Annotated in this window: 19 protein-coding genes; 9 read left to right on the top strand and 10 right to left on the bottom strand. The window is 34.6% G+C overall.

Annotation, left to right across the window (positions count from 1 at the left end; translation table 11 throughout):
• The first annotated feature begins 15 nt into the window (after window positions 1-15).
• Window positions 16-1,212, top strand: coding sequence for a molybdopterin molybdotransferase MoeA (locus C7K42_RS07670; RefSeq protein ID WP_094244037.1), 1,197 nt, complete (start codon window positions 16-18; stop codon window positions 1,210-1,212).
• Between the two features lie 140 nt (window positions 1,213-1,352).
• Here the strand turns inward: C7K42_RS07670 and C7K42_RS07665 are convergent, their stop codons facing one another.
• Window positions 1,353-1,916 (bottom strand): hypothetical protein, encoded by a 564-nt coding sequence (locus C7K42_RS07665; RefSeq protein WP_014123538.1) that lies wholly within the window; start codon window positions 1,914-1,916, stop codon window positions 1,353-1,355.
• 370 nt (window positions 1,917-2,286) lie between these two features.
• Between C7K42_RS07665 and C7K42_RS07660 the strand changes: the two genes are divergently transcribed.
• From C7K42_RS07660 to C7K42_RS07650, 3 genes are read left to right on the top strand one after another with little or no spacing between them, the layout of a single operon-like run.
• Window positions 2,287-3,492, top strand: coding sequence for a metallophosphoesterase family protein (locus tag C7K42_RS07660; protein WP_014123539.1), 1,206 nt, complete (start codon window positions 2,287-2,289; stop codon window positions 3,490-3,492).
• Window positions 3,473-6,133, top strand: coding sequence for an ATP-binding protein (locus C7K42_RS07655; protein WP_061840652.1), 2,661 nt, complete (start codon window positions 3,473-3,475; stop codon window positions 6,131-6,133). Before C7K42_RS07660 ends, C7K42_RS07655 begins: the two co-directional genes overlap by 20 nt.
• Before the next feature lie 51 nt (window positions 6,134-6,184).
• Window positions 6,185-7,132 carry a 3'-5' exoribonuclease YhaM family protein gene (locus tag C7K42_RS07650; RefSeq protein WP_061840653.1) on the top strand — a complete coding sequence of 316 codons (948 nt, stop codon included), beginning with the start codon at window positions 6,185-6,187 and terminating at the stop codon, window positions 7,130-7,132.
• A 74-nt stretch (window positions 7,133-7,206) separates the two neighbouring features.
• Here C7K42_RS07650 and C7K42_RS07645 read toward each other — a convergent pair whose 3' ends face one another.
• The 3 genes from C7K42_RS07645 to C7K42_RS07635 form a co-directional block, all read right to left on the bottom strand.
• Window positions 7,207-8,202 carry a peptidylprolyl isomerase gene (locus tag C7K42_RS07645; protein ID WP_094244036.1) on the bottom strand — a complete coding sequence of 332 codons (996 nt, stop codon included), beginning with the start codon at window positions 8,200-8,202 and terminating at the stop codon, window positions 7,207-7,209.
• Between the two features lie 128 nt (window positions 8,203-8,330).
• Window positions 8,331-8,723 carry a YtxH domain-containing protein gene (locus C7K42_RS07640; RefSeq protein WP_103091896.1) on the bottom strand — a complete coding sequence of 131 codons (393 nt, stop codon included), beginning with the start codon at window positions 8,721-8,723 and terminating at the stop codon, window positions 8,331-8,333.
• Between the two features lies 1 nt (window position 8,724).
• Window positions 8,725-9,180, bottom strand: coding sequence for an HIT family protein (locus tag C7K42_RS07635; RefSeq protein WP_081497473.1), 456 nt, complete (start codon window positions 9,178-9,180; stop codon window positions 8,725-8,727).
• 146 nt (window positions 9,181-9,326) lie between these two features.
• On the opposite strand from C7K42_RS07635, the gene C7K42_RS07630 reads away from it, so the two are divergent.
• Genes C7K42_RS07630 through manA form a run of 3 tightly spaced genes read left to right on the top strand, consistent with a single transcriptional unit; the run spans window position 9,327 to window position 12,179 of the window.
• Window positions 9,327-10,145 (top strand): VOC family protein, encoded by an 819-nt coding sequence (locus C7K42_RS07630; RefSeq protein WP_014123545.1) that lies wholly within the window; start codon window positions 9,327-9,329, stop codon window positions 10,143-10,145.
• 52 nt (window positions 10,146-10,197) lie between these two features.
• Entirely contained in the window at window positions 10,198-11,193 is a 996-nt protein-coding gene (locus C7K42_RS07625) for a serine hydrolase domain-containing protein (protein WP_014123546.1), read from the top strand.
• A gap of 32 nt (window positions 11,194-11,225) precedes the next feature.
• Window positions 11,226-12,179, top strand: a complete 954-nt coding sequence (gene manA, locus C7K42_RS07620) for a mannose-6-phosphate isomerase, class I (protein ID WP_103091897.1) — start codon at window positions 11,226-11,228, stop codon at window positions 12,177-12,179.
• A gap of 95 nt (window positions 12,180-12,274) precedes the next feature.
• Here the strand turns inward: manA and C7K42_RS07615 are convergent, their stop codons facing one another.
• The 5 genes from C7K42_RS07615 to C7K42_RS07595 all read right to left on the bottom strand — a co-directional run bounded on the left by C7K42_RS07615 (window position 12,275) and on the right by C7K42_RS07595 (window position 18,911).
• Window positions 12,275-14,545 (bottom strand): glycoside hydrolase family 65 protein, encoded by a 2,271-nt coding sequence (locus C7K42_RS07615; RefSeq protein WP_103099780.1) that lies wholly within the window; start codon window positions 14,543-14,545, stop codon window positions 12,275-12,277.
• Between the two features lie 117 nt (window positions 14,546-14,662).
• Window positions 14,663-15,127 (bottom strand): PTS sugar transporter subunit IIA, encoded by a 465-nt coding sequence (locus C7K42_RS07610; RefSeq protein ID WP_014123549.1) that lies wholly within the window; start codon window positions 15,125-15,127, stop codon window positions 14,663-14,665.
• A 94-nt stretch (window positions 15,128-15,221) separates the two neighbouring features.
• A complete protein-coding gene (locus tag C7K42_RS07605) occupies window positions 15,222-15,905 on the bottom strand; it encodes a type 1 glutamine amidotransferase (protein WP_014123550.1) in 684 nt (227 codons plus the stop codon).
• Window positions 15,898-17,250 (bottom strand): Mur ligase family protein, encoded by a 1,353-nt coding sequence (locus C7K42_RS07600; protein ID WP_124175414.1) that lies wholly within the window; start codon window positions 17,248-17,250, stop codon window positions 15,898-15,900. The genes C7K42_RS07605 and C7K42_RS07600 overlap by 8 nt, the downstream gene beginning before the upstream one ends.
• 254 nt (window positions 17,251-17,504) lie before the next feature.
• A complete protein-coding gene (locus tag C7K42_RS07595) occupies window positions 17,505-18,911 on the bottom strand; it encodes a TrkH family potassium uptake protein (RefSeq protein ID WP_014123552.1) in 1,407 nt (468 codons plus the stop codon).
• Between the two features lie 220 nt (window positions 18,912-19,131).
• On the opposite strand from C7K42_RS07595, the gene lepB reads away from it, so the two are divergent.
• A complete protein-coding gene (gene lepB / locus C7K42_RS07590; protein WP_103099781.1) occupies window positions 19,132-19,731 on the top strand; it encodes a signal peptidase I in 600 nt (199 codons plus the stop codon).
• Here lepB and C7K42_RS07585 read toward each other — a convergent pair.
• Entirely contained in the window at window positions 19,705-21,063 is a 1,359-nt protein-coding gene (locus tag C7K42_RS07585; RefSeq protein ID WP_103099640.1) for an IS4-like element ISTeha3 family transposase, read from the bottom strand. The genes lepB and C7K42_RS07585 overlap by 27 nt on opposite strands.
• Window positions 21,064-21,410: 347 nt before the next feature.
• On the opposite strand from C7K42_RS07585, the gene recQ reads away from it, so the two are divergent.
• Window positions 21,411-23,165 (top strand): DNA helicase RecQ, encoded by a 1,755-nt coding sequence (gene recQ / locus C7K42_RS07580; protein ID WP_041591737.1) that lies wholly within the window; start codon window positions 21,411-21,413, stop codon window positions 23,163-23,165.
• Window positions 23,166-23,283: the final 118 nt, after the last annotated feature.

The raw sequence follows: 23,283 nt of genomic DNA, 5'->3' as shown, positions 1-23,283 counted from the left end.
AAAGAAGGGGTTTTTGTGTTAGAACTTGCAGAAGCAGTAATGCGTTTGAAAGAAAATTTTCGCAAACAAAAACTTACTGAGGTTATTCCCCTAAGTAAAAGCTATGGGCGTATTGCTGCTTTTGATATTCCTTCTCCTATCAATGTACCCAATTTTTCAAAGTCAGCGATGGACGGTTATGCATTATTTGCAGAAGATACAATGGCAGCAAAGCAAGAAAAACCAATAAAACTATCAGTGATTGCTAGTGTGTATGCTGGAGATGATACAACTAGTATAAGTGCTGTAAGAAATACTTGTGTTCGTATTACAACTGGGGCAAAGATACCGCCAGGTTATAATGCTGTGATTAAACAAGAAAACACGACAAATGATGACAATAGACAAATAACAATATTTACCGAGGTAATACCTGGTGAAAATTATATAAAAGAGGGTGAAGATTTAGTTGCCGGAGAGCTTATAATACAAGCGGATACAATAATAGATAGTGAAAATATCGGTACGTTGGCAGCTGTAGGTATTACAAAGCTAAACGTGTTAAAAAAAATACGTGTGGGGCTAATCGCTACGGGTAGTGAATTGCTTTCTCCTGGTGAAAGGTTGACAGCTGGAAAACTTTATAATAGCACTGTTTATACTTTAGCTTCTTATATTGAACGTTACAACGGTACTATTGTGTTTCAAGAAAAGTGTCCGGATGATCCTATACGTTTTTCTCAAATTTTAAAACAATATGCAGGAAACTTTGATGTTGTTTTAACTACAGGCGGTGTATCAATAGGTGATAAAGATTTTCTCCCTCAAGGGATTAAAGAGTTAGGAGCAGAGGAAATTTTTCATTTTATTAAAATGAAACCGGGGACACCAGTGATGGCTTCTAGATGGCAAGATACAATTATTTTATCTCTTTCAGGGAATCCTTTTGCAAGTCTTATAAATTTCCACCTTTTTTATTGGCCGTTACTTGCTTATTTTTTTCAAAATAAACAATTTTTATTAAAAGAATATGATGCAGAAATTGCAAGTGGTTACCGAGAAAAAAGCAAGTTGACACGTTATATTCGAGCAAAATTAAATAATGGAAAAGTCACTTTACCAGCTAAGAAAAAACATTTAATGACGGGTTCTTATGATTGTATTGTTGTACAGCCGGAAAATAAAAAACTAGAGCCTAATTATTTTGTGAAGATATATCTTTTACCTCGATAAATTATATAAAAATATCCGAACTATAGATAGAAAGACATTCCAGCATTTTGGCAGGATTAGTCATAAACTTACGACTAATCGAAAGTCTTTTTAAATATAGGTCGGATATTTTTCTGTATTTACTTAGCTTACAGTGTATTTTATTTCCAAAATTGATACCATTTTTTATTTTTTTGTTGTTTCAAAGAAGACAATTCTGTTTCCAGTGTTTCTTTCTCTTGTTGGATTGCTTCACTTTGTTGTAACTGCTTTTGCAATTGTGCTAACTGTTCATCTTTTTGTTGTAATTGTTCATCGTATTTTTCTTTATCACTAGTATTTTCTTCTTTTGGTGCTTCAAGGGATAAATATTGGTGTAATTCTTTGATTAAATTCTTATCTTCGGCGTTTAATTGTTGCTGTTGATCAACTAGTTTTTGCAATTGATCAATTTGTTCATCTTTTTTACTTAACTGTTCAACAAGGTAATCAAAAGATGGGTTAACTTGATTTTCCTCTTCTTGCTCTTCCTCTTTGTTTTCTTTAATATCGTCTCTTAGGTCATCAACAATTTTTTGAATCCCTGAATGACGTAGATAGATTGTGTTATTTTCTTTAAAGTAATCTTCTTCTGGTAGTTTTTTGTAGCGATAAATTATTTTATCACGAGATACATTTAGTTCATTTGCTAATTGCGTTAAAGTTTTTTCTGTTTCCTCTGCCATATTGTAAGTCCTCCATTATTACACTACTTCCTCAGGTATAACCTAAGGTCTGCCTAGGTAGATTTTAGCATACTTTTCGCAAAAAAACGACGATTAATTTACTATAATTTTAATTAAGATAACCATTTAAAATATTGAGAAACTTTCTGAGAACTTTTTTATGGTGTATAAGATAAAATATACTAAACAGTTAAATAGAAGTAAATTCTTAGGGTTTCTTAGAAATAAGTAGAGTCTATAAATATCTTGCAAAAATTCACTATTCTCTACTTGTATAATTTTTAGCGGGCAAAAAGCGAAAATTTGTTCGCTTTTACTGACTTCTAAATAAAAAAATGCTAAAATAAAAGGCAAAAAGGAGGGCGCTAGTATGTTGCGTTTTATCCATTGTGCGGATTTACATTTTGATCGTCCTTTTGAGGGACTTCACTTAGTTGCAAGTAAAACCAAGGAATTACCTAGGGAAAACGAACAAGTGCTTGCTAATATTGTAAGGCTTGCTATCGAGAAAAAAGTTGATTTTTTACTTTTTGCAGGTGATACTTTTCATCAAAATCGACCTACCTTAAAAACTCAGCAACAATTTTTTCAACAAATGGAACAGTTAAATAAAGAAAATATCCCAGTTTATATGATTTTTGGAAATCATGACTATTACGAAGAAGAACGTTATTGGTTTGACTTTCCTTCGAATGTATATTTGTTTAAAGAAGAAAAAGTTCAAACGATCAGTGGACAAACGAATACAGGTGAACAGTATTTTATCAGCGGATTTAGCTACTTAGGTCCACAGCTCAGTCAGAAAAAAGTTAATGAATTTCCTATGAAGCAGACAGATTATCATATAGGCATGTATCATGGGGATATGTCAAGTGAGTATTTTGCGCCTTTTCAATTGCAAGAAATGAAAAATAAAAATTATGATTATTGGGCGTTAGGGCATATTCATGTGCCGACGATTCTTTCTGAAGAAGCTGCAATTATATATGCAGGTACTCCCCAAGGACATACCCAAAAAGAGGAGTCGACCGGTGTTAACTATGTCATGATAGATCAAGGGCAGGTTAATTGGCAAATAGAGGACGTTTCTGCGGTGAAGTGGGAACAAAAAGAAATTTCTTTAGCAGGGATTAGCCAGCAAAAAGCTGTATTAGATAGAATAATCGAGACCTTTCAAATATCGGAAAGAAAACTAGTTAAGCTACGTCTAAAGGATACTGGCCTTTTACCGACAAACTGGCTACAAGAAAAAGAAATTCTGGAGCTACTTGATTATGTTAATGATTATTTGGACAAATATCAGTTTAAACAATTAGTTTATCAGGTAGATGTAGTCGAAGAACTAGCAGCTGAAAAAATTGTGCTACCAGCCGATAAAAAGTTATTAGAGCAGTTGTTGGCCACATATCAACAAATCGATAAGTATAATGAAACAATCAACGAACTTGTATCTTATCCTTTAGCCACACAAGCAATATCGATGGAACAATTACAGGAAGAAACTTTTAAACAGATACAGGAAAAACTAGAAAGTGAATTTAGTTGGAGGAAGCTAGATGGAATTAAGGAAAGCTGAAATTGCGGGATTTGGACACTATCGTAATCAGATATTTGAGTTTTTACCTGGTAACCAACTTTTTTATGGTAGTAATGAAGTAGGTAAATCAACGCTCTATCAATTTATTTTAGCTATGTTGTTTGGTTTCCCCAAAAAAGGTAGTAAAAAAAAAGATTATACGCCACGAGATGGTGCGGCTTATGGTGGGCGGCTTTGGGTAAGTATTGAACCGTATGGTGATGTTTTAATTGAACGTTACCGTAAAGTTAACCGAGGAAAAGCCAAATTATTTATCGGTGGAGAAGAAAAAGATGAAAAAATCTTGAATCAGGTTTTGTCGCCATTAAATAAAGACGTCTTTCAAGATGTCTTTACCTTTCAACAAGAACAACTCTCACAAATTGATCGCTTACAAGAAAAAGAATTGCAAACATCGTTGATTTCCTTAGGTATTACTGGAAGTCAACAATTGATGGGAAAAATACAGGAGTATCAAAAAGAAAATCAACAATTATTTAAGCCTCGCGCTAAAAAATTGACTTTAAATCAACAATTAAAAGATTGGCAAGACTTAAGGCAGACAATTCAGCAACAAGAAGCTGAAGAGGAAAACGTGCAAAAAGCCTATCAAAAAATTTCGCAATTTGATCAAGAGTTACAAAGTTTATCTGATGAACAAAAAAAATTGAAAGTTAAAGAAAAAGATTTAAATCAAAAAAAGTCACATTGGTCATTATATGAAGAATGGAAAGAGTTAGAAAAAGTAAAAGAAAGTCGTGTCTCAGAAAAAGAACAAAAAGAATTGCAACGCTTTTATCATGAGTATCAAAATCTTACTGAAAAAATTCAAAAAAAAGAAGATGAATTAGCTCAGCTTGAACAAGGACAAGAAACAGATCGTTACTTTTTTTATTTAGACCATGAAAAAGAGGTGCAAGATTTATTACAGTTAGATGTTCCTATTATACGCTTGCTCGATAGACAAAAGGAGCTTTTCCAAGAAAAAGAAAACGTTGAACAAGTATTTTTTAAATTAAAGCAAAAATGGGGCTGGACAGAACAACAGCCACCACAGGCTTTGCCATCTTCGATCGATTCTTCAATTGATAAACTAGAAAAGCTACATGAACAAATACGACAAAAAGAAACACAGATTCAATGGTTAAAAGAAAGAAAACAGCATGTTGAAAAAGAAATTGATCAGTTAGAAGAAAAATATCCTGACTTAATAAGTACTACGAAAAATAAAAAAAATTATTCTCCCTTAATTTTAACTTTTGGAGGAATAATTGCTCTCTTAGGTTTATTTTTATCGTTCCCCTTTAATTTGCTTGCTTTTATTGTTGGTCTTACCTGTGTGGCTGCAAGTTTGTTGAAAAATTATCAGAAGAAAAAGCCTTTTACTGATGTTAAACCAACTTGGCAAGAAAAATTATTGCAATCAGACGCTTATTCAGAGGAAATTTTAAATGAAGAAGAAGATTTAAAGAATTCACAACAAGAAGCCCAAAAAATTGATATGATGTTACAAACAACTTTGGGTCATGAAAATATTGAACAGAGTTGGCGGTCCCTGCTAGAAAGTTATCAAAAAGACCAAGAGGAATATCAAAGAGTGGTACTAGAAGAATCTTCTTTGCAAAGTCAGTTGGCAGTGGTCAAAGAGCAAAAAATTGATTTAGAAACTCGGTTCCAGTTTTTAGCAGAATGGTTACCTTTAGCTGACAAAAGTTTACAAGAAAAACAAGATATCGTGAAAAAATTTGCCGCTCAGATGCAAGAAACTAAAATGTCACGCTTGCAACAACCGAGCACTTTACTGGCACAGCAATTAAAACAAACAAAAGAAGAGCGAGATGAGTTATTTACCAGCAATGCTAGCTTACTGGAGACAGTCGGTTTAGAGCAACCGACAGAAATTCCACTATGGATAAAGCAGTGGGAAAACATGCAAAAAAAATTGAATAGAAAAGAAGAATTGGCTGCTATTTTGCGTCCCATTTTTCCTGAAGATATAAATTATGATCAACTAACACAATATTTAACAAAAAACCAAACCAAGCAAGAAGAAAATCAAGAAACGATTAACCATTTACTGGAAGAAAAGCAGCGTTTACAGTTGCAAGTTGAATATTTACAAAAAAATGGTACTTTGGATATGCTTTATCAAGAAGAAAGTCGTATGCTATCTGAGATACACGAGACAGCTTTAAGGTGGAGCACTAATCGTTTATTAGTTGCTTTTTTGAGTGATTTGGCGACTGAGCTGTCGGAACAACAATTACCACAATTGTTGAAACAAGCTTCATATTATTTTTCTTTATTGACAAATGGAAGTTATAAAAAAGTAACTTCGATAGAAGGGGTCATAAATGCTGTTTCAGATGAAGCAACATTTGCGATTTATGAATTATCAACAGGTACCAAAGATCAGTTGATTATGTCAATTCGTTTTGCTTATCTCTTTATGCAAAAAGAACGTAGTATTTCTCCGGTTATTATTGATGATGGTTGGTTACATTATGATAGTCTAAGAAAAGAAAATCTAGCTAAATTACTTAGTGAATTCGGTGATAACTATCAGGTAATTTGCTTGTCCTCTGATAAAGAAATGGTAAGCTATTACCAAGAACTAAAACAAACTGTTATTAAATTTTAAGTAAAGGATGTGAAAAAGCGATACTTGTAAAACAAGTATTCGGCAATTGCAATGAAAAAAATACGAGATTTGGTTGTAGACGAAGATTTTCAAGGATTTGTATTAATCAAAAATGCAGACGTACGTACTGCTAAAAATGGAAAAACCTTTATTGCTTTTACCTTCCAGGATACTTCAGGTTCAATTGATGGAAAATTTTGGGATGCCTCTAGCGAAGAAATACAACGCTTTGAAGTTGGACGAGTTGTTCACTTAACTGGAAAAAGAGAAGTTTACCAAGGCAACCCTCAGGTAAGAATTTATAAATTGCGTTTAACAAACCCTGAAGAACCTAATGATCCAAACTTATTTATGGAACGTGCTCCTGTAAAAAAAGAGACTATGGAAGAAGAGATCAATCAAGTACTCTTTGAAATTACTAATCCTCATTGGAATCGTATCGTTCGTTTTCTGTTAAATAAATATAAAAGAGAGTTTTTTGAATACCCTGCAGCAAAGAAAAATCATCATGCTTTTGTTGGAGGCCTAGCTTATCATACGACAACGATGTTGCACCTAGGTAAAAGTTTGGTAAAAGAATATCCGCAATTAGATGGAGCATTGCTTTTTGCTGGAATTATTTTACATGACTTAGGTAAAGTGATTGAACTAAGTGGTGCTATGTCCACAGAGTATACAGTAGTAGGAAATCTTGTGGGACATCTAGTTTTAGTAAATGAAGAAATCACTAAAGCTTGTTTGGCGCTAAAAATCGATGAAAGTGCGGAAGATATTGTGGTATTACGTCATATGGTATTAGCTCATCATGGTCAATTAGACTATGGTTCTCCAGTGCGTCCTCGAATAATGGAAGCTGAAATCTTGCATCAAATTGACAATATTGATGCATCGATGCAGATGCTGACAAATGCAATTTCTAAAACAGAAGCAGGGGATTATACAGAGCGTATTTTTGGCATGGATAATCGTAGCTTTTATGTGCCTAAAAATTCTGAATAGACATAATAATAAAGACCTAGGTAAAGTAACTCTGTTGAGTCTGTACCTAGGTCCTTATTTTTTACAAGTTTAAGTTATTCATTACTGGAATCTTCAGCTTCAGTTGCTTCAGTTGATTCTTCTGTAGCAGAATCTGCAGTACTGTTAGATCCCTCTTGGTTACCTTCAGCTGCATCAGTAAACTGCGTTAAAATGTCACTGAAAGCTTCATCTTTTACTTTTACATTGGCATCTTGTAGTTCTTCGCCAATCACTTTTGTCGTAAATTCTTGGTCGTTTATTTTATTATCTGTAGCAACGTCTTGAATTTCGTCTTTATACTCATCCATATCGTCGCCTTTATCTTGGTTTTTGTTCATTTTTAGAATATAGTAGCCACTTCCATATTCTGATTCTACAGCAATTGGATCAGTAATTTCTCCGTCGTCCATGCCCCAAGCTTCTTCTTTTACTTCGTCAGGGACTTCTTCAGCTGGAGTTGTGGAATCAAAATTTACTTTACCATCGTCATCTTTAGAAGGAGCAATAGAATTTTCTTGAGCAATTTCGCCAAAATCAGCATCATCTTCATCCACTTGCTCTTTGACGTCATTAGCATCATCTTCAGAATTAACAGCGATTAGTTGCGCTTCAACTTGTGGATGATAAGAATCCCAAGCTTCTTTTAGATCTTCATCAGTTAAATCGACATGATCCTTTAATCCTTCTTGTAGTGCTAAGCTTTGTTTATATGTTTCTTCTAGCTCTCCGCGACTCATTTGTGAAGCTTCTAATTGTTGTTCTAAGGTGTCTTCATCTCCAAAAGTATCTTTGATTTGCTGATCTACCTCATCATCAGAAACTTCATCGCCGTATTTTTCCATAAATACTTGAGAGATTATCATGTCTAATACAATTTGTTGATTATTTTGATCGGTCTTTGCTTTATCATAAAAATCGCCTACAGTGATTTTATCGCCCTTCATTGTTGCAATCTCATCATCAGTGTCTGAATCTCCTCCAGAACAAGCTGCTAAGCCAAATACACCCAATAAACAAGCCAATGATAAAATCATTTTTTTCTTTTTCATGTTTGTATACACTCCTGTTATCTATAAATTAAATATTAACAGGAATTACTATATCATAGTTCTTTTTCGATTGGAAAGCTTTGTCTAAAACTTTCCAATAAAATTCAAATAATCTACACAAACGACTTTTAATTTTTATCCGCTGTGGCGTTACTGGACATATCAGCAGAAAAATCAGCAATGTGTGTCTGTAACTTTTCTGCTTGCTCATTTGCTCGTTCAATCCGTGGTTCCGCTTGAAATTGAAAAGCTTCAATATCTTTTTGTAGAGAATCCATAACAGAAGGAATGGTTTCTTGGATTGTTTTTTGGGTATGACTCATTTCTGTTCCAAAGTTTTTAACACTTTCTTGGAATTCTTTTGCTGAGTCAGCTGCATCATCCAATGAATCACTCACTTCATCTACATAATCTTTTAATAATTGTTGCGTCTTTTTACCACTTCGAGGAGCCCACAGTAGTCCACCTAAACTACCGGCACAAGCACCAAAAAATAGCCCTTTTACAAAATTTTTTATCATATTAGCTCACCTGCGCTTTGATTGTTTGAGCGATTTGCGTCATTTCTTCTTTACTGCGTTGTTCAGAATGATCACCGAAATGTATCGAAAAATCATCATCTTTTCCGTAACGAGGAATTAGATGTACATGAGAATGGAAAACCGATTGATAAGCAATTTCTCTATTATTGTTGAGAATATTAATTCCTTGCATTTTTGGAAAAGCTGATTGTAATGCTCGAGCAATTTTTGGAATCCGTGTAAACAAGTCGGCTGACAATTGCTCATCGTACTCGAAAATATCACCAACATGTTTTTTAGGGATAACTAAAGTATGCCCTTTAGTAACTTGTGACATATCTAAAAATGCGTAAACTTTATCATCCTCATATACTTTGTAACTAGGGATTTCTTGATCTTTGATTTTACAAAAAATACATTCATCCATATGATGTAACCTCCTTTTTCTCTTATTCATACTGTACCATATTTTTTTATGGGATAACATAAATTCACCATTTTTACTATTAATGCAGAAAAAGACGCAATTTATATGTTATTAGTTGAAAGAAAACGGATTTATCAGTACAATGGTTTGAGAAGAAACAAGGGGGAAATAAAAAGATGTCAGTTCTTACTTTAGCAGATGCTGCAAAACAAATGACAATAGCTATAAGAGTAAAAGATCGAGATAAGATGATTGCATTTTATAAAGATACGATTGGTTTTGCTTTAAAAAAAGAAGAGAATACTCTAGCAATTATGGGAGTAGAAGAAAACGAAAGGCAATATTTATGGTTGGAAGAAAGCCCGCGGGCGGCAGAACATTTCGGGGAAGAAAAAAAACTAAAGCAATATACAATAGCAGTTTCTAATGCAGAGGAATTAAGTGATGTATACTATCGATTAAAACAAGCATCATATCCTGTCGTGCAAACATCATATGATGATAAAGCGTACATACTAGTGGATGATCCGGAAGGCAATCGCTTAGAAATTATTGCAGATATGGATGAAAAACAAGTAGAAAATGACGAGCAACTTTTAGCTTTGTCTACAAAAAAAGTGTCTAAACTGTCTCAAGCTACTTTATTGCAACAAATACAGTTGAATGTCACTGTTCCAGAAAAGGAAATAGATTTCTTACAAAACAATCTAGGATTTTACCTAGGTAATAATAATTCTACGACGCATTCATTTAAAAAGTCCGATCTTGAGATTGTTTTACACAAATCTGACAGTCAGCTAGTGGATATCGACAGTGCTGAAGTTTTAGGTCTTGAAATTATTCGTTTTGTTGTTACTAGCGATGTATTAGAAGGTATTCAAAAACATTTAGCTAAAATAGGAAAAGGTTTTTATATTGATAAGAAAAAAACAATTCTTACTGTTTACGATCCGGCGGGGATCGAATGGTGGTTTGTTCTTAAAAATGACAAGTAACACGCGTATTTTGCGCGTGTTTTTTACTAGGAAGGCTCAAAAGGGGAAAACAATGTATCCAAAAACGGAAGAAAAAATTATCGAAGGTTGGCAGGAAAGTATTTTCCCAGGTGTTGTTTATCGCTTTATTGAGGGAAAAAAGAAAGAAACGAAGGTGCTAGGAAACGCAGCAATCATACCTCAAGAAGAAAAAATGACACAAGAACATCTATTTGATGTAGCTTCTTTAACAAAAGTTATATGTACTACCACCGTCATACTCCGTTTATTAGAAGCCGGAGAAATTTTTTTAGAAGATCCCGTACAAAAATATTTACCACAATTTCCCGATAGAAGATTGAACTTACGTCATTTATTGACCCACACTGCTGATATTACTAGTTGGATTAACCAACGAGATCAGTTAACAAAAAGTGAATTAAAACAGGCCTATCTTTCTATACAAGCAGGAGATAAGTTAGGAAAAGAAGTAAAATATACTGATAGCGGCATGATTTTATTAGGTTTTATTTTGGAGGAGATTTATCAAGAAAATGTTAGTACGATCTTTCAAAAAGAAGTATTAAGCCCGTTAAAGATGACAAATAGTTATTTTTCTCCTATTCAAGGAACTAAAATTGTAGCTACAGAACAATTAAAGTCTGGAAAAATTTTAAAAGGAGAAGTTCATGATCCTAAAGCTCGAGTTCTAAAAGAACATGCAGGTAACGCTGGGCTATTCACTACGATAGATGACCTTGAACGTTTTGTACAAGTTTATTTGAATAATACAGAATTTTTAAGTGAACAAACAATCAATGCTTTATTAAAGGATCATACACCGTTAAAAAATGGTGACAGAAGTTTAGGATGGGATCTGAAAAATAACGTTTTATTTCATACTGGATATACCGGTACTTTTTTAGCTATTGCCCCTTTAAAAAAGCAAGCCTTTATTTTCTTATCCAATCGTATTCATCCTAGAGATTGTAAAACAACTTATGTAAAATACCGTGATGAATTAATTAGCACTTACTTAAATGAAAAAGATTTATTCAACATGTTATAATAAAATAAAAATAATTTAAACGAGGTGTATTTATGGAACCGTTGTTTATGGAACCAGTATTTCAAGAAAAAATATGGGGAGGAAATTCTTTACACTCAGCGTTTGGCTTTGATCTTCCAAGTGAAAAAATCGGTGAAGATTGGGCTATAAGTGCTCATCCCCATGGTGTTAGCAGGGTACAAAATGGTCCATTTAAAGGGCAAAAACTTGATCAGCTTTGGCGTGATCATCAAGAATTGTTTGGTAAGCAAGAAGGTGATGTTTTTCCTCTTTTAGTAAAAATTTTAGATGCTGCAGATGATCTATCGGTGCAAGTACATCCAGATGATAATTATGCTTTAAAACATGAAGGCGAGTTTGGAAAAACTGAATGTTGGTATATTATAGACGCTAAACCGGGCGCACAGATCATCTATGGCCATACTGCCAAAACACGTGAAGAATTGGCACAAATGATTGAAGCAGGACGTTGGGATGATTTGTTGCACAAGGTTACTGTAAAAAAGGGTGACTTTTTTTATGTACCCAGTGGCACTATCCATGGCATTGGCAAAGGGATCATGATTTTAGAAACTCAACAAAGTTCGGACACTACTTACCGTGTCTATGATTATGATCGTAAGGATGACCAAGGAAATCGTAGAGAGTTACACATTGGTCAATCAGAAGATGTAACGACAGTTCCAGCACGAGAAAATACCTTGAATATTTCAGAAAATAAGCAAGGAAGCTCCTCTGTTATTACCTATTTACAAACAGAATTTTTTAATGTCTATGAATGGCAAGTTCACGGTTTTTTAAAGTTAAAGAAACAGGCCCCTTATACCTTAGCTACGGTTACAGAAGGTTATGGTAAATTAATTGTAGAAGATAAGACCTTTGAACTAACAATGGGAACAAGTTTTATTTTGCCTAATGATGTTGAAAGTTGGGAACTTCAGGGAGAAGCTACGTTAATCGCTTCTGAACCAGGAGAGAATGTGTAAAAACAAAAAAATTACCTCGGTGAATTAATAAATGTACAATTTTCGCCGAGGTGATTTTTTGTTTTCAAAGACTAAAATAACGTGTTATATTAAAATTAAATCGTTTTAGTTTTAATTGTTAGATTATCTGTTAAGGTATATGCTTTTTGGTAAATATTAATTGTTAAAGGAGCGCCTTTTTTTAGTTGGAGTTCAATTTTATCAGAAGAAACTTGGATAAATAATAAACAAGCTCGGTAATTAATATGAAAAGCATAGGATTGCCAGGTCTTTGGCAATATTGGCGCAAAACTTAGTGTTTCATTGAAAGTTTTCATTTGGGCAAAACCATGTACTATAGCAAGCCAACTACCAGTCATAGACGTAATATGAAGACCGTCCTGCGTGTCATTGTTATAATTATCCAGGTCCAAGCGCGCGGTTCGTTCATACAACTCTAAGGCTTTGTCGGCTTTGCCGATTTCCGCTGCTAAAATAGCGTGTACACAGGCAGATAGGGAAGATTCGTGGACAGTCATTGGTTCGTAAAAATTAAAGTTACGTGTTTTTTCTTCTAGACTGTATTGGTCACCAAAGTAATATAAACCTTGTAAGACGTCAGCTTGTTTGATAAAACAGGAACGTAAAATACGATCCCAGGACCAGTGTTGGCTTAGCGGCAATTCATCAGCTGTTAAAGAATCTTTTGTCATTAGCTCTTTGTCTAAAAAGGTATCATGTTGTACAAAAATCCCTAAGTCTTCATCAGTAGGAAAATACATATAATCAATTATATTTTGCCACTTCTTCTGTTCTTCTTTGGCTAATTGAAGCGATGTTTCATTTTTAAATTTTTGATAGTTATCTAAGGTATATTGTAGTACCCAACTAGCAATTTTATTGGTAAACCAATTATTATTTACATTGTTTTCATACTCGTTAGGTCCAGTCACACCATGAATCATATAAGCCTTATTTCTTTTAGAGTAATGTACTCTATCGGCCCAAAAGCGCGAAATAGCAATAAGAACTTCCAACCCTTCGTTTTTTAAATAAGAAGTATCACCTGTATAGTTAGTATAATTATATATAGCATAAGCAATTGAACCATTACGGTGAATTTCTTCAAAAGTGATTTCCCATTCATTATGACATTCAACACCGTTAAAAGTTACCATGGGGTAAAGAGCACCCTTTAACCCAAGTTTATCAGCGTTATAATAAGCTTCTGGCAATTGTTTATGCCGGTATTTTAGAAGATTTTTTGTTACTTCCGGTTGAGCTAGCGCCAAATATAAAGGAACGGCAAAAGCTTCTGTATCCCAATAAGTTGCGCCGCCATATTTTTCCCCAGTAAAACCCTTAGGACCAATATTTAAACGTTCATCTTCACCATAATAAGTAGAAAAAAGCTGGAATAAATTAAAGCGAATCCCTTGTTGAGCTGCTTTGTCGCCTTCAATAAGGACATCAGAGAGTGCCCAGCGTTTATGCCAGGCCTTTTCGTGTTCAGCTTTTAAAGCAGAAAAATCGCTACCAAAAGATTGTAATAGTGTTTGGGCATGGCTGATTTGTTTTTCTTCTGTTACATCACGGCTTGTTACTACAACAACTTCTTTTTCTAAGCGGGCAATTTCACCCGTAGCTAGAAAAAACTCAAATTCATTACTAATAGCCAATGGTTCTTTTCTTGTTTTTACAGGAGTTAAATTATGCCTCATACTTGAAGTAACAACAAATTGTCCAACGTCAAAAGGATTTTCGATGGTTTGTACTGTTAAAAAACTTGCTTTATCTGTGATCTTTTGATTTCGTTTTTGCCAAAACATCTCCTCATAATTACTATCTTCATTTTGTACATTATTATCTAACTTTGAAATGACATAAATTTTCGCTTGTCCTTTTAAGACTTCAGCTTTCATAGTGATACATGCAAGTTCCTTTTTGGTGATACTTACAAAACGTTCAAAAGAAAATTTTACCTTGGTATTACCGATGCTAACAGTGAAATGACGATAAAGAATACCATCATACATATTTAGCTCTATATAAAAATCTTCATAATCACAGCTAGCCAGATCAATTTGTGTACCATTAACATAGAGATCTAGCGCAATAAAGTTTATCGCGTTAATGACTTTTCCATAGTAGTCAGGGTAACCATTTTTCCACCAACCAACACGTGTTTTATCTGGATACCAGACACCGGCCAGATAAGTCCCTCGGTGATGGTCTGCGCTGTAATTTTCTTCAAAATTCCCACGCATACCCATATAACCATTCCCGATACTGGTGATAGATTCATGAAGTCGTCGATTTTGTTGGTCAAGTTTAGTACTAGTAATTTTCCAAGGATGAATATCTAAAGTTGAGTGTATTTTTTTCATAGGGAGCCCTCCGTTTATTGGTTCATACATTTATTGTAATTGAAAACGATTTCAATAGTCAATAAAATTTATAGTAAAAAAGATATGCAAGCATACAAAGCCTACATATCTTCCTTATTAATCTAATTCAAACAGTTCATCTTTGGCATTTACTGCTTTTTCTTCTACACTTGGAAACTCTTTTTCTTCTGGGAATAGGACCATCAAAGTATCAATTTTTTCTTGTTCTTTTAAATAGGCGCGATCCATTCGAGCCAAAAGCGTATCGCTTTGTACTTTATCGTCAACATCTACAAATACTTCGAAACCTTCTCCTTTTAATTCTACGGTATCGATACCAAAATGCAGCAGCACTTCTTTGCCATCTTTTGTTTTTAGTCCAATAGCATGTTTTGTTGGAAAGACATTGGATACCGTTCCTTCAACGGGAGAATAGATATCATCTGAAGAAGGTAAAACAGCAATGCCAGGGCCCATCATTCCTTGCGAAAAGACCGGATCTTCAACCTTTGATAATGGTACTAACTGTCCATCGGCGGGACTAAATAAAGCGGTTTTTTTCTTTTTTAAAAAAGAAAACATAATTAAAACTCCTCTCGGGTATTAAAATATAAGAACCTTTATACTACCTATTAACAGTATAAAGGTTCTTATATAATAAAAAAAGTCTTTTTAATTAAGAAATAGCCTGGCGAGCTTGTTCACCATATTTATTTACTAAAGCAGTGTCAATTAAACGCTTGGCTAATATCTCGTTTCTTGCCAGAATTGGACCATGGAAATAAGAGCAAAAAACATTGCGGTAATGAGCGCCTTCAGTTTGATCTTTTCCGTTATTTCCATAACCTTCAATAATTCTGCCCAGCGGTTTTTCATTTTTTCCTAAGACTGTATAGCCGTTGTGGTTTTCAAAGCCAACATAACTTTCATCGAATTCATCATTATAAATTTTGATATCTCCGATAAAGCGATTATTATCTTGACTTAAGGTATAGTGGTCTAATGCAGAAATGCCTTGAATTTTTTCTCCGTGAGCGCCGGTGTAGTAATGACCTAAGAGTTGATAACCACCACAAATTGCCAGCATCACGCCATCATTTTCGATATATTCAGTCAAACTTTCTTTTTTTGTTTGAATATCTTTTGAAACGATATACTGTTCAAAGTCTTGACCGCCACCAAAAAATACTAGATCGTAGCGCTTAGGGTCGAAAGGTTCGTGGATACTGACGATTTCAGTAGTTAAACGAACACCTGAATTTTGTGCTATGTAGCCAAGCATCAAGATGTTTCCATTATCGCCGTAAGTATTTAATAAATTGCCGTATAGATGTGCCATCTTTAATTGATAATCAGCCACGATCCATACCTCCTTTTATATATCCCATATCTGCTAGCTTTTTACGTAATTGTAAAACAGCAGTATAGGTTGATAGAATATAAACTTGTTCGCTGGGTAATTGTTTGATCTGTTCAATGACCTCATCTAAATTCTGTGTTTCTGTAATTTTATCTTCGGAAATACCTGCTACTTTTAAACGTTTGGTCATATCTTCATGACGTTCCCCGCCGGAAATTACTTTTGGTATCTCTGTATTGCTAAAGGCTTCGTAATTTCCGTCCCAAATCCAACTAATATCTGTACCATCGGCATAATTAGCGTTTAGTAAAGAAACAAGAGAGAAATTATAAGGCGATAAACCAATCATATCAATGACTTGATTTAGACCAACGGGATTTTTAACTAAAACCAAGGTACATTTTTTACCGTCAATATCTACAACTTCCTGACGGCCAAAAACTTTTTCGTCAAAACCAATTCCCTTACGGATTTTTTCTGGTGCAACATGGTAATATTCAGCTACAGCGGTTGCCGCTAGGGCATTATATATATTATACATACCACCGACTTCTAATTTATAATCGTTATTGTCGATTGTAAATTCTGCCGAGGTATTAGTCATGTTTCGCAAGTCTGTTAACTTATAATCTAATTGGGGTCGTGTAAATCCGCAATTTGGGCAATAGTATTTACCTAGGTTTGCATAGGTAATCATTTTATAATGTAGAATGTGTTGGCACTTAGGACGCAAAACACCATCCGTATTGTAATGTGCCATTTGCTCTTTATCAGACTCATGGTCAAAGCCATAATATTTTCTAGGATTTGTTGTTTCAAGTGAATTAAAGATCGGTGAGTCACCGTTGGCTAAAATAGTGGCTTCTGGCGATTTTGCTGCACCATCGACAATTAACTGATAAGTTGTATAAATTTCGCCATAGCGATCCATTTGATCGCGAAAAATGTTTGTAAAGACAAATAATTCTGGCTTAATATAGTCAGTGACCTTACTCAAACTTGCTTCGTCAATTTCTAAAACAGCAAATTTCTTCTGTTCATTTTTAGGGTTAGCAGAAAGAAAAGTAGAAACAATTCCTTGTACCATATTGGCGCCTGTTGGGTTGGTTAATACATCATCAAATTCTTGTTGTAAAATATTAACTGTTAATGCGGTTGTTAACGTTTTGCCATTTGTACCAGTAACAACAACCACTTTATAATCACTGGCCAAGCGATCTAAAATAGCTGGATCAATTTTTAAAGCTAATTTTCCCGGTAAACTTGATCCGCCTTTAGTAAAAGTTTTTAAAAACCATTGCGAACTCTTTCCTACAAAAGAAGCAATATAACTTCGAAATCCCATGTCAAACCTCCATCATATAAACATAAATTCAATTTATCATACCACAACTTAAAAAAAAGATTAAATCAATTTTCTTGTTCTTAAGAATAAGTGAAAATTCTTTGTCTGTTATTGGTTGCAAAGGCGTAAGAATTTTTGTGTAGGTCTTTTTTTTATTCGCTAATATCTAAACAGTTAAAGTATAAATGATTATAAAAAAAGCAAATAAAAAGCCTAAATAAGTTTAGTCAGGCCTTTTACTTTTGTGTAATGCATTAGCCAATAATAATTTTTTCAGTAGGATAACGATAACCTGAATCATGAGGATTTTGGGGAATAAACAACATCAGGGTATACAGCATGCTTACCCGCCCGATAAACATCAAACCTGCAATGACCAGTTTTCCGATGGTAGACAAGTCACTTGTAATACCTAAAGATAAGCCTGTGGTACCAAAAGCAGAGGTGACTTCAACAATGATAGAAATCAAGGAAACATCTTCAATAGCAGTTAAAAAAACGACACAACTAAAGCACATGATAAGAGAGAGCATAAAAACAGCTATGGATTTACGAATGTCTTCTTTATTGATATTACGTCCGAAAATATGAACATGAGCTTTCCCTTTCAAAAATGAATAAATGTAAAGGCCGATAATCATGATTGTGGTTGTACGAATGCCTCCTCCTACTGAACTAGGGCTACAACCAATGAACATTAGCATAGCGAAAACAATTAGACTTGTCGTTTGAAAACTATCCAAGTCATGAATTTGTAGTCCGCCATTTCTTGTTGTAACCGCATAAAACATACTATGGATACCTTGTCCGAGCGTACTCATATTAGCGAATAGATGGTTTTTTTCTAAAAGAAAAATGACTATACTTCCTCCAATAAACAATATTACTGAGGACAATAAGGCAATTTTAGTAAATAGAGAGAAACGAAATTGCGAGAGTCTAGGTCTTCTATGAAACTTATACGCAATCCATTCTTTAACGTCTACTAAAACTGGAAAGCCAATTCCTCCGATAAAAATTAAAAACATAATTGTTAATAAAAACAAGAAGTCGTTTGCATAAGGAGAAACTGAATCACCTGTAACGTCAAAACCAGAATTTGTCACTGAAGAAACAGCTTGATAGAAGCCGTAATAAAATGCATCGGTCCATGATGTATAGTACTCATTTAATTTTAAGTATATGCTAAAGCCAATACCGCTAATTATCTGCACGCCTAAAATAATAACGAAAGTCGTTCGGATTAAACGAACAATACCGCTTAAACGTGGTTGATTCATATCTGTCATAATTAATTGTCGCTGTTTCAAGGTAACTTTTCTCTTTGAAAGAATAAAGAAAAAAGTGGAAATCATCATAATACCCAATCCCCCTACTTGGAAAAGGATTTCTAATAGAATAACACCTTGTTCATTAAAAACATCTGTGACTGAAAAAGTTGATAATCCGGTCACGCTAATTGTACTAACTGCCATAAAAAGCATGTCAATAAATGATACATGGGAGCCAGGCTGGCGAAAGATAGGCAGGTAAAATAAAACAATTGCAATCAATGTCACTAATAGGTAATAAGACACAATAACTTGCACAGAAGAAAGCTTGTGTTTAAGAAAAAACCTGCTCTTTTGTAAAGTATCTCGTATGAAAAGTTTTATTGACATTTTAAAGACTCCATTTCTAATAGATTACGCATAGTATAACAAAAAAGATACTGTATTCCAGATAGTTGAATGATAAAATATAAAAAAGAAAAAATTCAAAAGTTTTTTAAGAGAGAAGATGTTTTTTCCTTATTGTTTTAGGCTATGTTATACTAACATAGTATAATAATATAAAAAATAATAAATGAAATTTTATCAAAATCAATAAGGAGTTTACACTTTGAAAGAATTTATAAAAAATTGGGGTCCTTTTTTTCTTATTTTAGCGATTTTTTGGGCATTGTATATATTTGTGGTTACGCCTGTTTCGGTAAATGGTCATTCTATGGACCCGACGTTAGCTGATGGACAAAAATTGATAACTTATAAGTTATCTAATATTGATCGTTTTGATGTTGTAACGACTAAAGAACCTGATGACTTAGATAAATTGGCTGTTAAAAGAGTGATCGGCTTGCCTGGTGATCGAGTTCAGATGAAAGACGACGTACTTACGGTTAACGGCGAGCAAGTAGATGAATCATATTTGAAGCCTTATCAGCAAAAATTTGCTGACGATAAAATGCAATCGGAGTATAGCTATAATCCAGCTTTTCAAGATATTGCTGCAGGTGCAGCTAGTTTTACGAGTGACTTTGTTTATAAAGTTCCTGAAGGTCAATATTTTGTCTTAGGCGATAACCGTTTGATTTCTAAAGACAGCCGCGCGTTTGGCTTTGTAAATCGTTCTTTGATCGAAGGCGAAGTAGTTTTTCGTTATTGGCCGCTGAACGAAATTGCTATTATAAATAACTCAAGTTTCGCACACCAAATTCGGTAGATAACCCTTGATATAGTTGGGTAGCGTATCGATCCAGTGTTGTAGTTGACTTTCAATAAAGTCTTGTAGTGTACTTTCTGCTTTTTCGCTGACAGCCTGAATGATCTTGACCAACTCAAGCAATGCCACAGACCAATCAAGTTCTTTCATCTGATCTGCGAGTTCATAAAATAAGCCGCCCAGTGTCCGCTCGTCATTGGCACAGCGTTGTTGCCAGCTCAAGAGAATATAACGGGTAAATACAATGGTCGTGTGACAGAGCAGGGCTTGATAATTCCGTGTCTGTGTTTCTTGCGCTAAATGAAGCAGTGATTTTGATGCTTTAAAGAATGTTTCGATATCCCACCGTAAAGAATAGGTTTTGACGATCTCTTGAGAAGACAGCGTCAGATCATCCGTCATAATGGCTAACCAGGCACTTTGTTTACTGTGGTTTTTCACAAAAACGATCTTCACAGGATGCTGACCAGCACAGGGCTGGACGATAATGGACGAAAGAATAGCTTCAGCAGTTACTTCTTCCGTCGATTTTTGGTAGAGTTCGCTTAATTTATAAAAACGCCCTTGGTAGAGATATTTTGTTTTTCCGTTTTTCATCATCCCTATCGTATGAATGCCTAAATCGTGTAACCGATCGATCATTTTCGGACAAGTAAACCACTTGTCCATGAGCACATGCGTGGCATAAATGCCCTGATCAAGGGCACGTGCCACCATTTCAACCGCCACTTCAGGCATGGGACGCTGCGCTTCTTTGAATCGACGAGTGCCCACGGTTCGCTGGTCTTGTACAGAGATGGTGGGCTGGACTTTTTTATTGCCAGAAAGCAAACTAAAATCAATAGGCAGAAACGAATACCCATCGGAAAAGCCCAACGTGAGCATACGATATCCTTTGTAGCCTTTTTGCAAGGCATGATCCCATAGACGGGCTAAACCAGGGACTTTTTGACTCCGATTTCGATAAAAGGTAGAATCGTCTAAAATCAAGGTGCGTAGATGAGTTTGAGGATCCGTCAGACGATGGATCTTTTCGATCACCGAAGTACTGAAACGAAGAAGAAAGGTCCGCCAGTTATTGTGAGGATCGTTCATCAAACGATAGACCGTATCTTTTTTCATCCATTGGTCCGCCTCACGTCCAGAAAGGACTTGATGAAGCGATTTGCCTTTAAAGACTAAAGAAAAAAGAAAAGTAAAGATGACTGCGACGGAATAGCCTTTTTGCTTGTGGATGTGAGCTTGACGCAAAAAGGAAGGCACCTTTAATTCGGAAAAAGTCGCTTTTACTTCATTTGGTAATTGATTTTTGATGGCTTTTAAGTGTATCATAAGGGCAAGAACTCCTTTGTCTTTGATTTGTGGTAAATCAATTATAAAACAAAGCGAGTTCTTTTTGTATCTTTTGTTAAAAAAGTCAAGAAGGCGATTGAATTCAATGCAGGCCCAGATCTGGCAATGGATTATCCTATTTTTTTATGTGCGAAACTTGAGTAAATAATTAAACTTTTGGCTAAATTAATTAACAAATTTGAAAGGTAGTTGTAGTTACACTTTGCTTTTTTACGCTTTCTAGTCGAAGGCGTATTTTTTTGTCAAAAAAAGAAAAATGAAGTGAGAAAATAACTTTGGTTCATAAAGAAAAATTCGCTATAATGAAAGAGGAAAGAGGCGAAAAAATGACAGATTTAAGAAGTATTTTAGCTGAAAAATTCGGATTTACTAGCTTTCGTAGAGGTCAAGAAGCTATTATTCAAAAAATTTTAAACCAAGAAAATGTACTTGGAATCATGCCAACTGGAGGAGGGAAATCTATATGCTATCAGTTACCGGCGCTTTTATTGGATGGGTTGACACTAGTGATTTCTCCTTTAATTTCTTTAATGAAAGATCAAGTAGATAGTTTAAATGATATGGGGATACCAGCTACGTTTATTAATAGTTCGCTTTCTTATTTAGAGATAAATCAAAGACTAGATGATACAAAAAAAGGTCGCATTAAGTTGTTGTATATTGCTCCAGAACGTTTAGAATCAGAGGAATTTTTACGTTTATTAGAAACCGTTCAAATTGACCTTTTGGCAGTTGATGAAGCTCACTGTATTTCGCAATGGGGTCATGATTTTCGTCCTAGTTATCTGAAGTTAGCACAAATGATTCAATCGTTAAAGCAACTGCCGACAGTTGTAGCCTTGACAGCTACGGCCACACAACAAGTTGCACAAGATATCTCTCAATTATTGTCTATACCAGAACAAAATCAAATCAATACTGGTTTTGCTCGGGAAAATCTAGCTTTTCAAGTGGTTAAAGAGCAAAAAGATAGTTATTTGTTTACCTATCTAAAAACAAATAAAAATCAATCAGGAATTATTTATGCGACAACCAGAAAAGAGGTTGAAAGACTTTATCGTTTGCTAAGACATAATGATTTTTCTGTGGGGATGTATCATGGGGGCATGGATAAAAAACAACGAGCAAAAAGTCAGGAAGACTTTCTGTTTGAGCGCACGCAGGTTATAGTAGCGACAAATGCTTTTGGAATGGGAATCAACAAAAGTAATGTGCGTTTTGTTATCCATGCTCAGATACCAGGAAATATTGAATCTTACTATCAAGAAGCAGGGCGTGCAGGTAGGGATGGATTAGCAAGTGATGCTATCTTATTGTATGCCCCCCAAGATCTACAAATTCAACATTTTTTCATTGAACAATCCAATTTAACCCATAGCTATCAACAAAATGAATACGAAAAACTAAGACAAATGAATCAATATGCCCACACCCAAATGTGTTTACAATGTTACATTTTACGGTACTTTGGGGAAAATGGGCAAAAATGTGGTAAATGTAGTAATTGTTTGGATGAACGTGAAGCAGTTGATATTACTCTTGATGCGCAAAAAATATTATCTTGTGTGAAACGTATGGAGGAACGCTTTGGTAAAACTATGGTGGCAAGAGTTTTGACAGCTTCAAAGACTAAACAAGTAAAGGATTGGCACTTTGATCGGCTTACCACCTATGGATTAATGAAGGGATGGTCACAAAAAGAAGTCGTTAGTTTGATTGATTATCTGACAGCTGAACAATATTTAACATTGAGTAAGGGTGAGTTTCCTAAGTTAATCGTTTCATCAACAGGTATTGATGTTTTACTAGGTAAGCAAAAAGTATATCGTAAACAAGCAGCTGTAAAACAGTTAGCAGATAACGACGAGTTATTTGAAAAATTACGCGCTTTACGCTTGGAACTAGCTCAAGAGCAAAACTTGCCGCCCTATATTATTTTTTCGGATAAAACATTGCAAGAATTGGCACAGAAAAAACCCAAAACCCCCGTTGAATTTTTACAGATCAAGGGTGTAGGGCAAAATAAGTTGGATAAATATGGTGAACAATTTATCTCCTTATTAAAAGGAGAAACAGTTTAAATAAAATGAATAATTAGCACTCTCGGGATTTGAGTGTTAATTATTTGACCATTTTTGACTAAGGTTGTATATTGTAATTGTAAGGAAGTTAGAGAGCTTCCGATAGGATAAATCGAGA

It is taken from the genome of Tetragenococcus halophilus subsp. halophilus DSM 20339, assembly GCF_003841405.1.
In the GTDB taxonomy this organism is placed as follows: Bacteria; Bacillota; Bacilli; order Lactobacillales; family Enterococcaceae; genus Tetragenococcus; species Tetragenococcus halophilus.
Note: the sequence above shows the minus strand (reverse complement) of the source record. Positions and strands in the feature narration are given on the sequence as shown.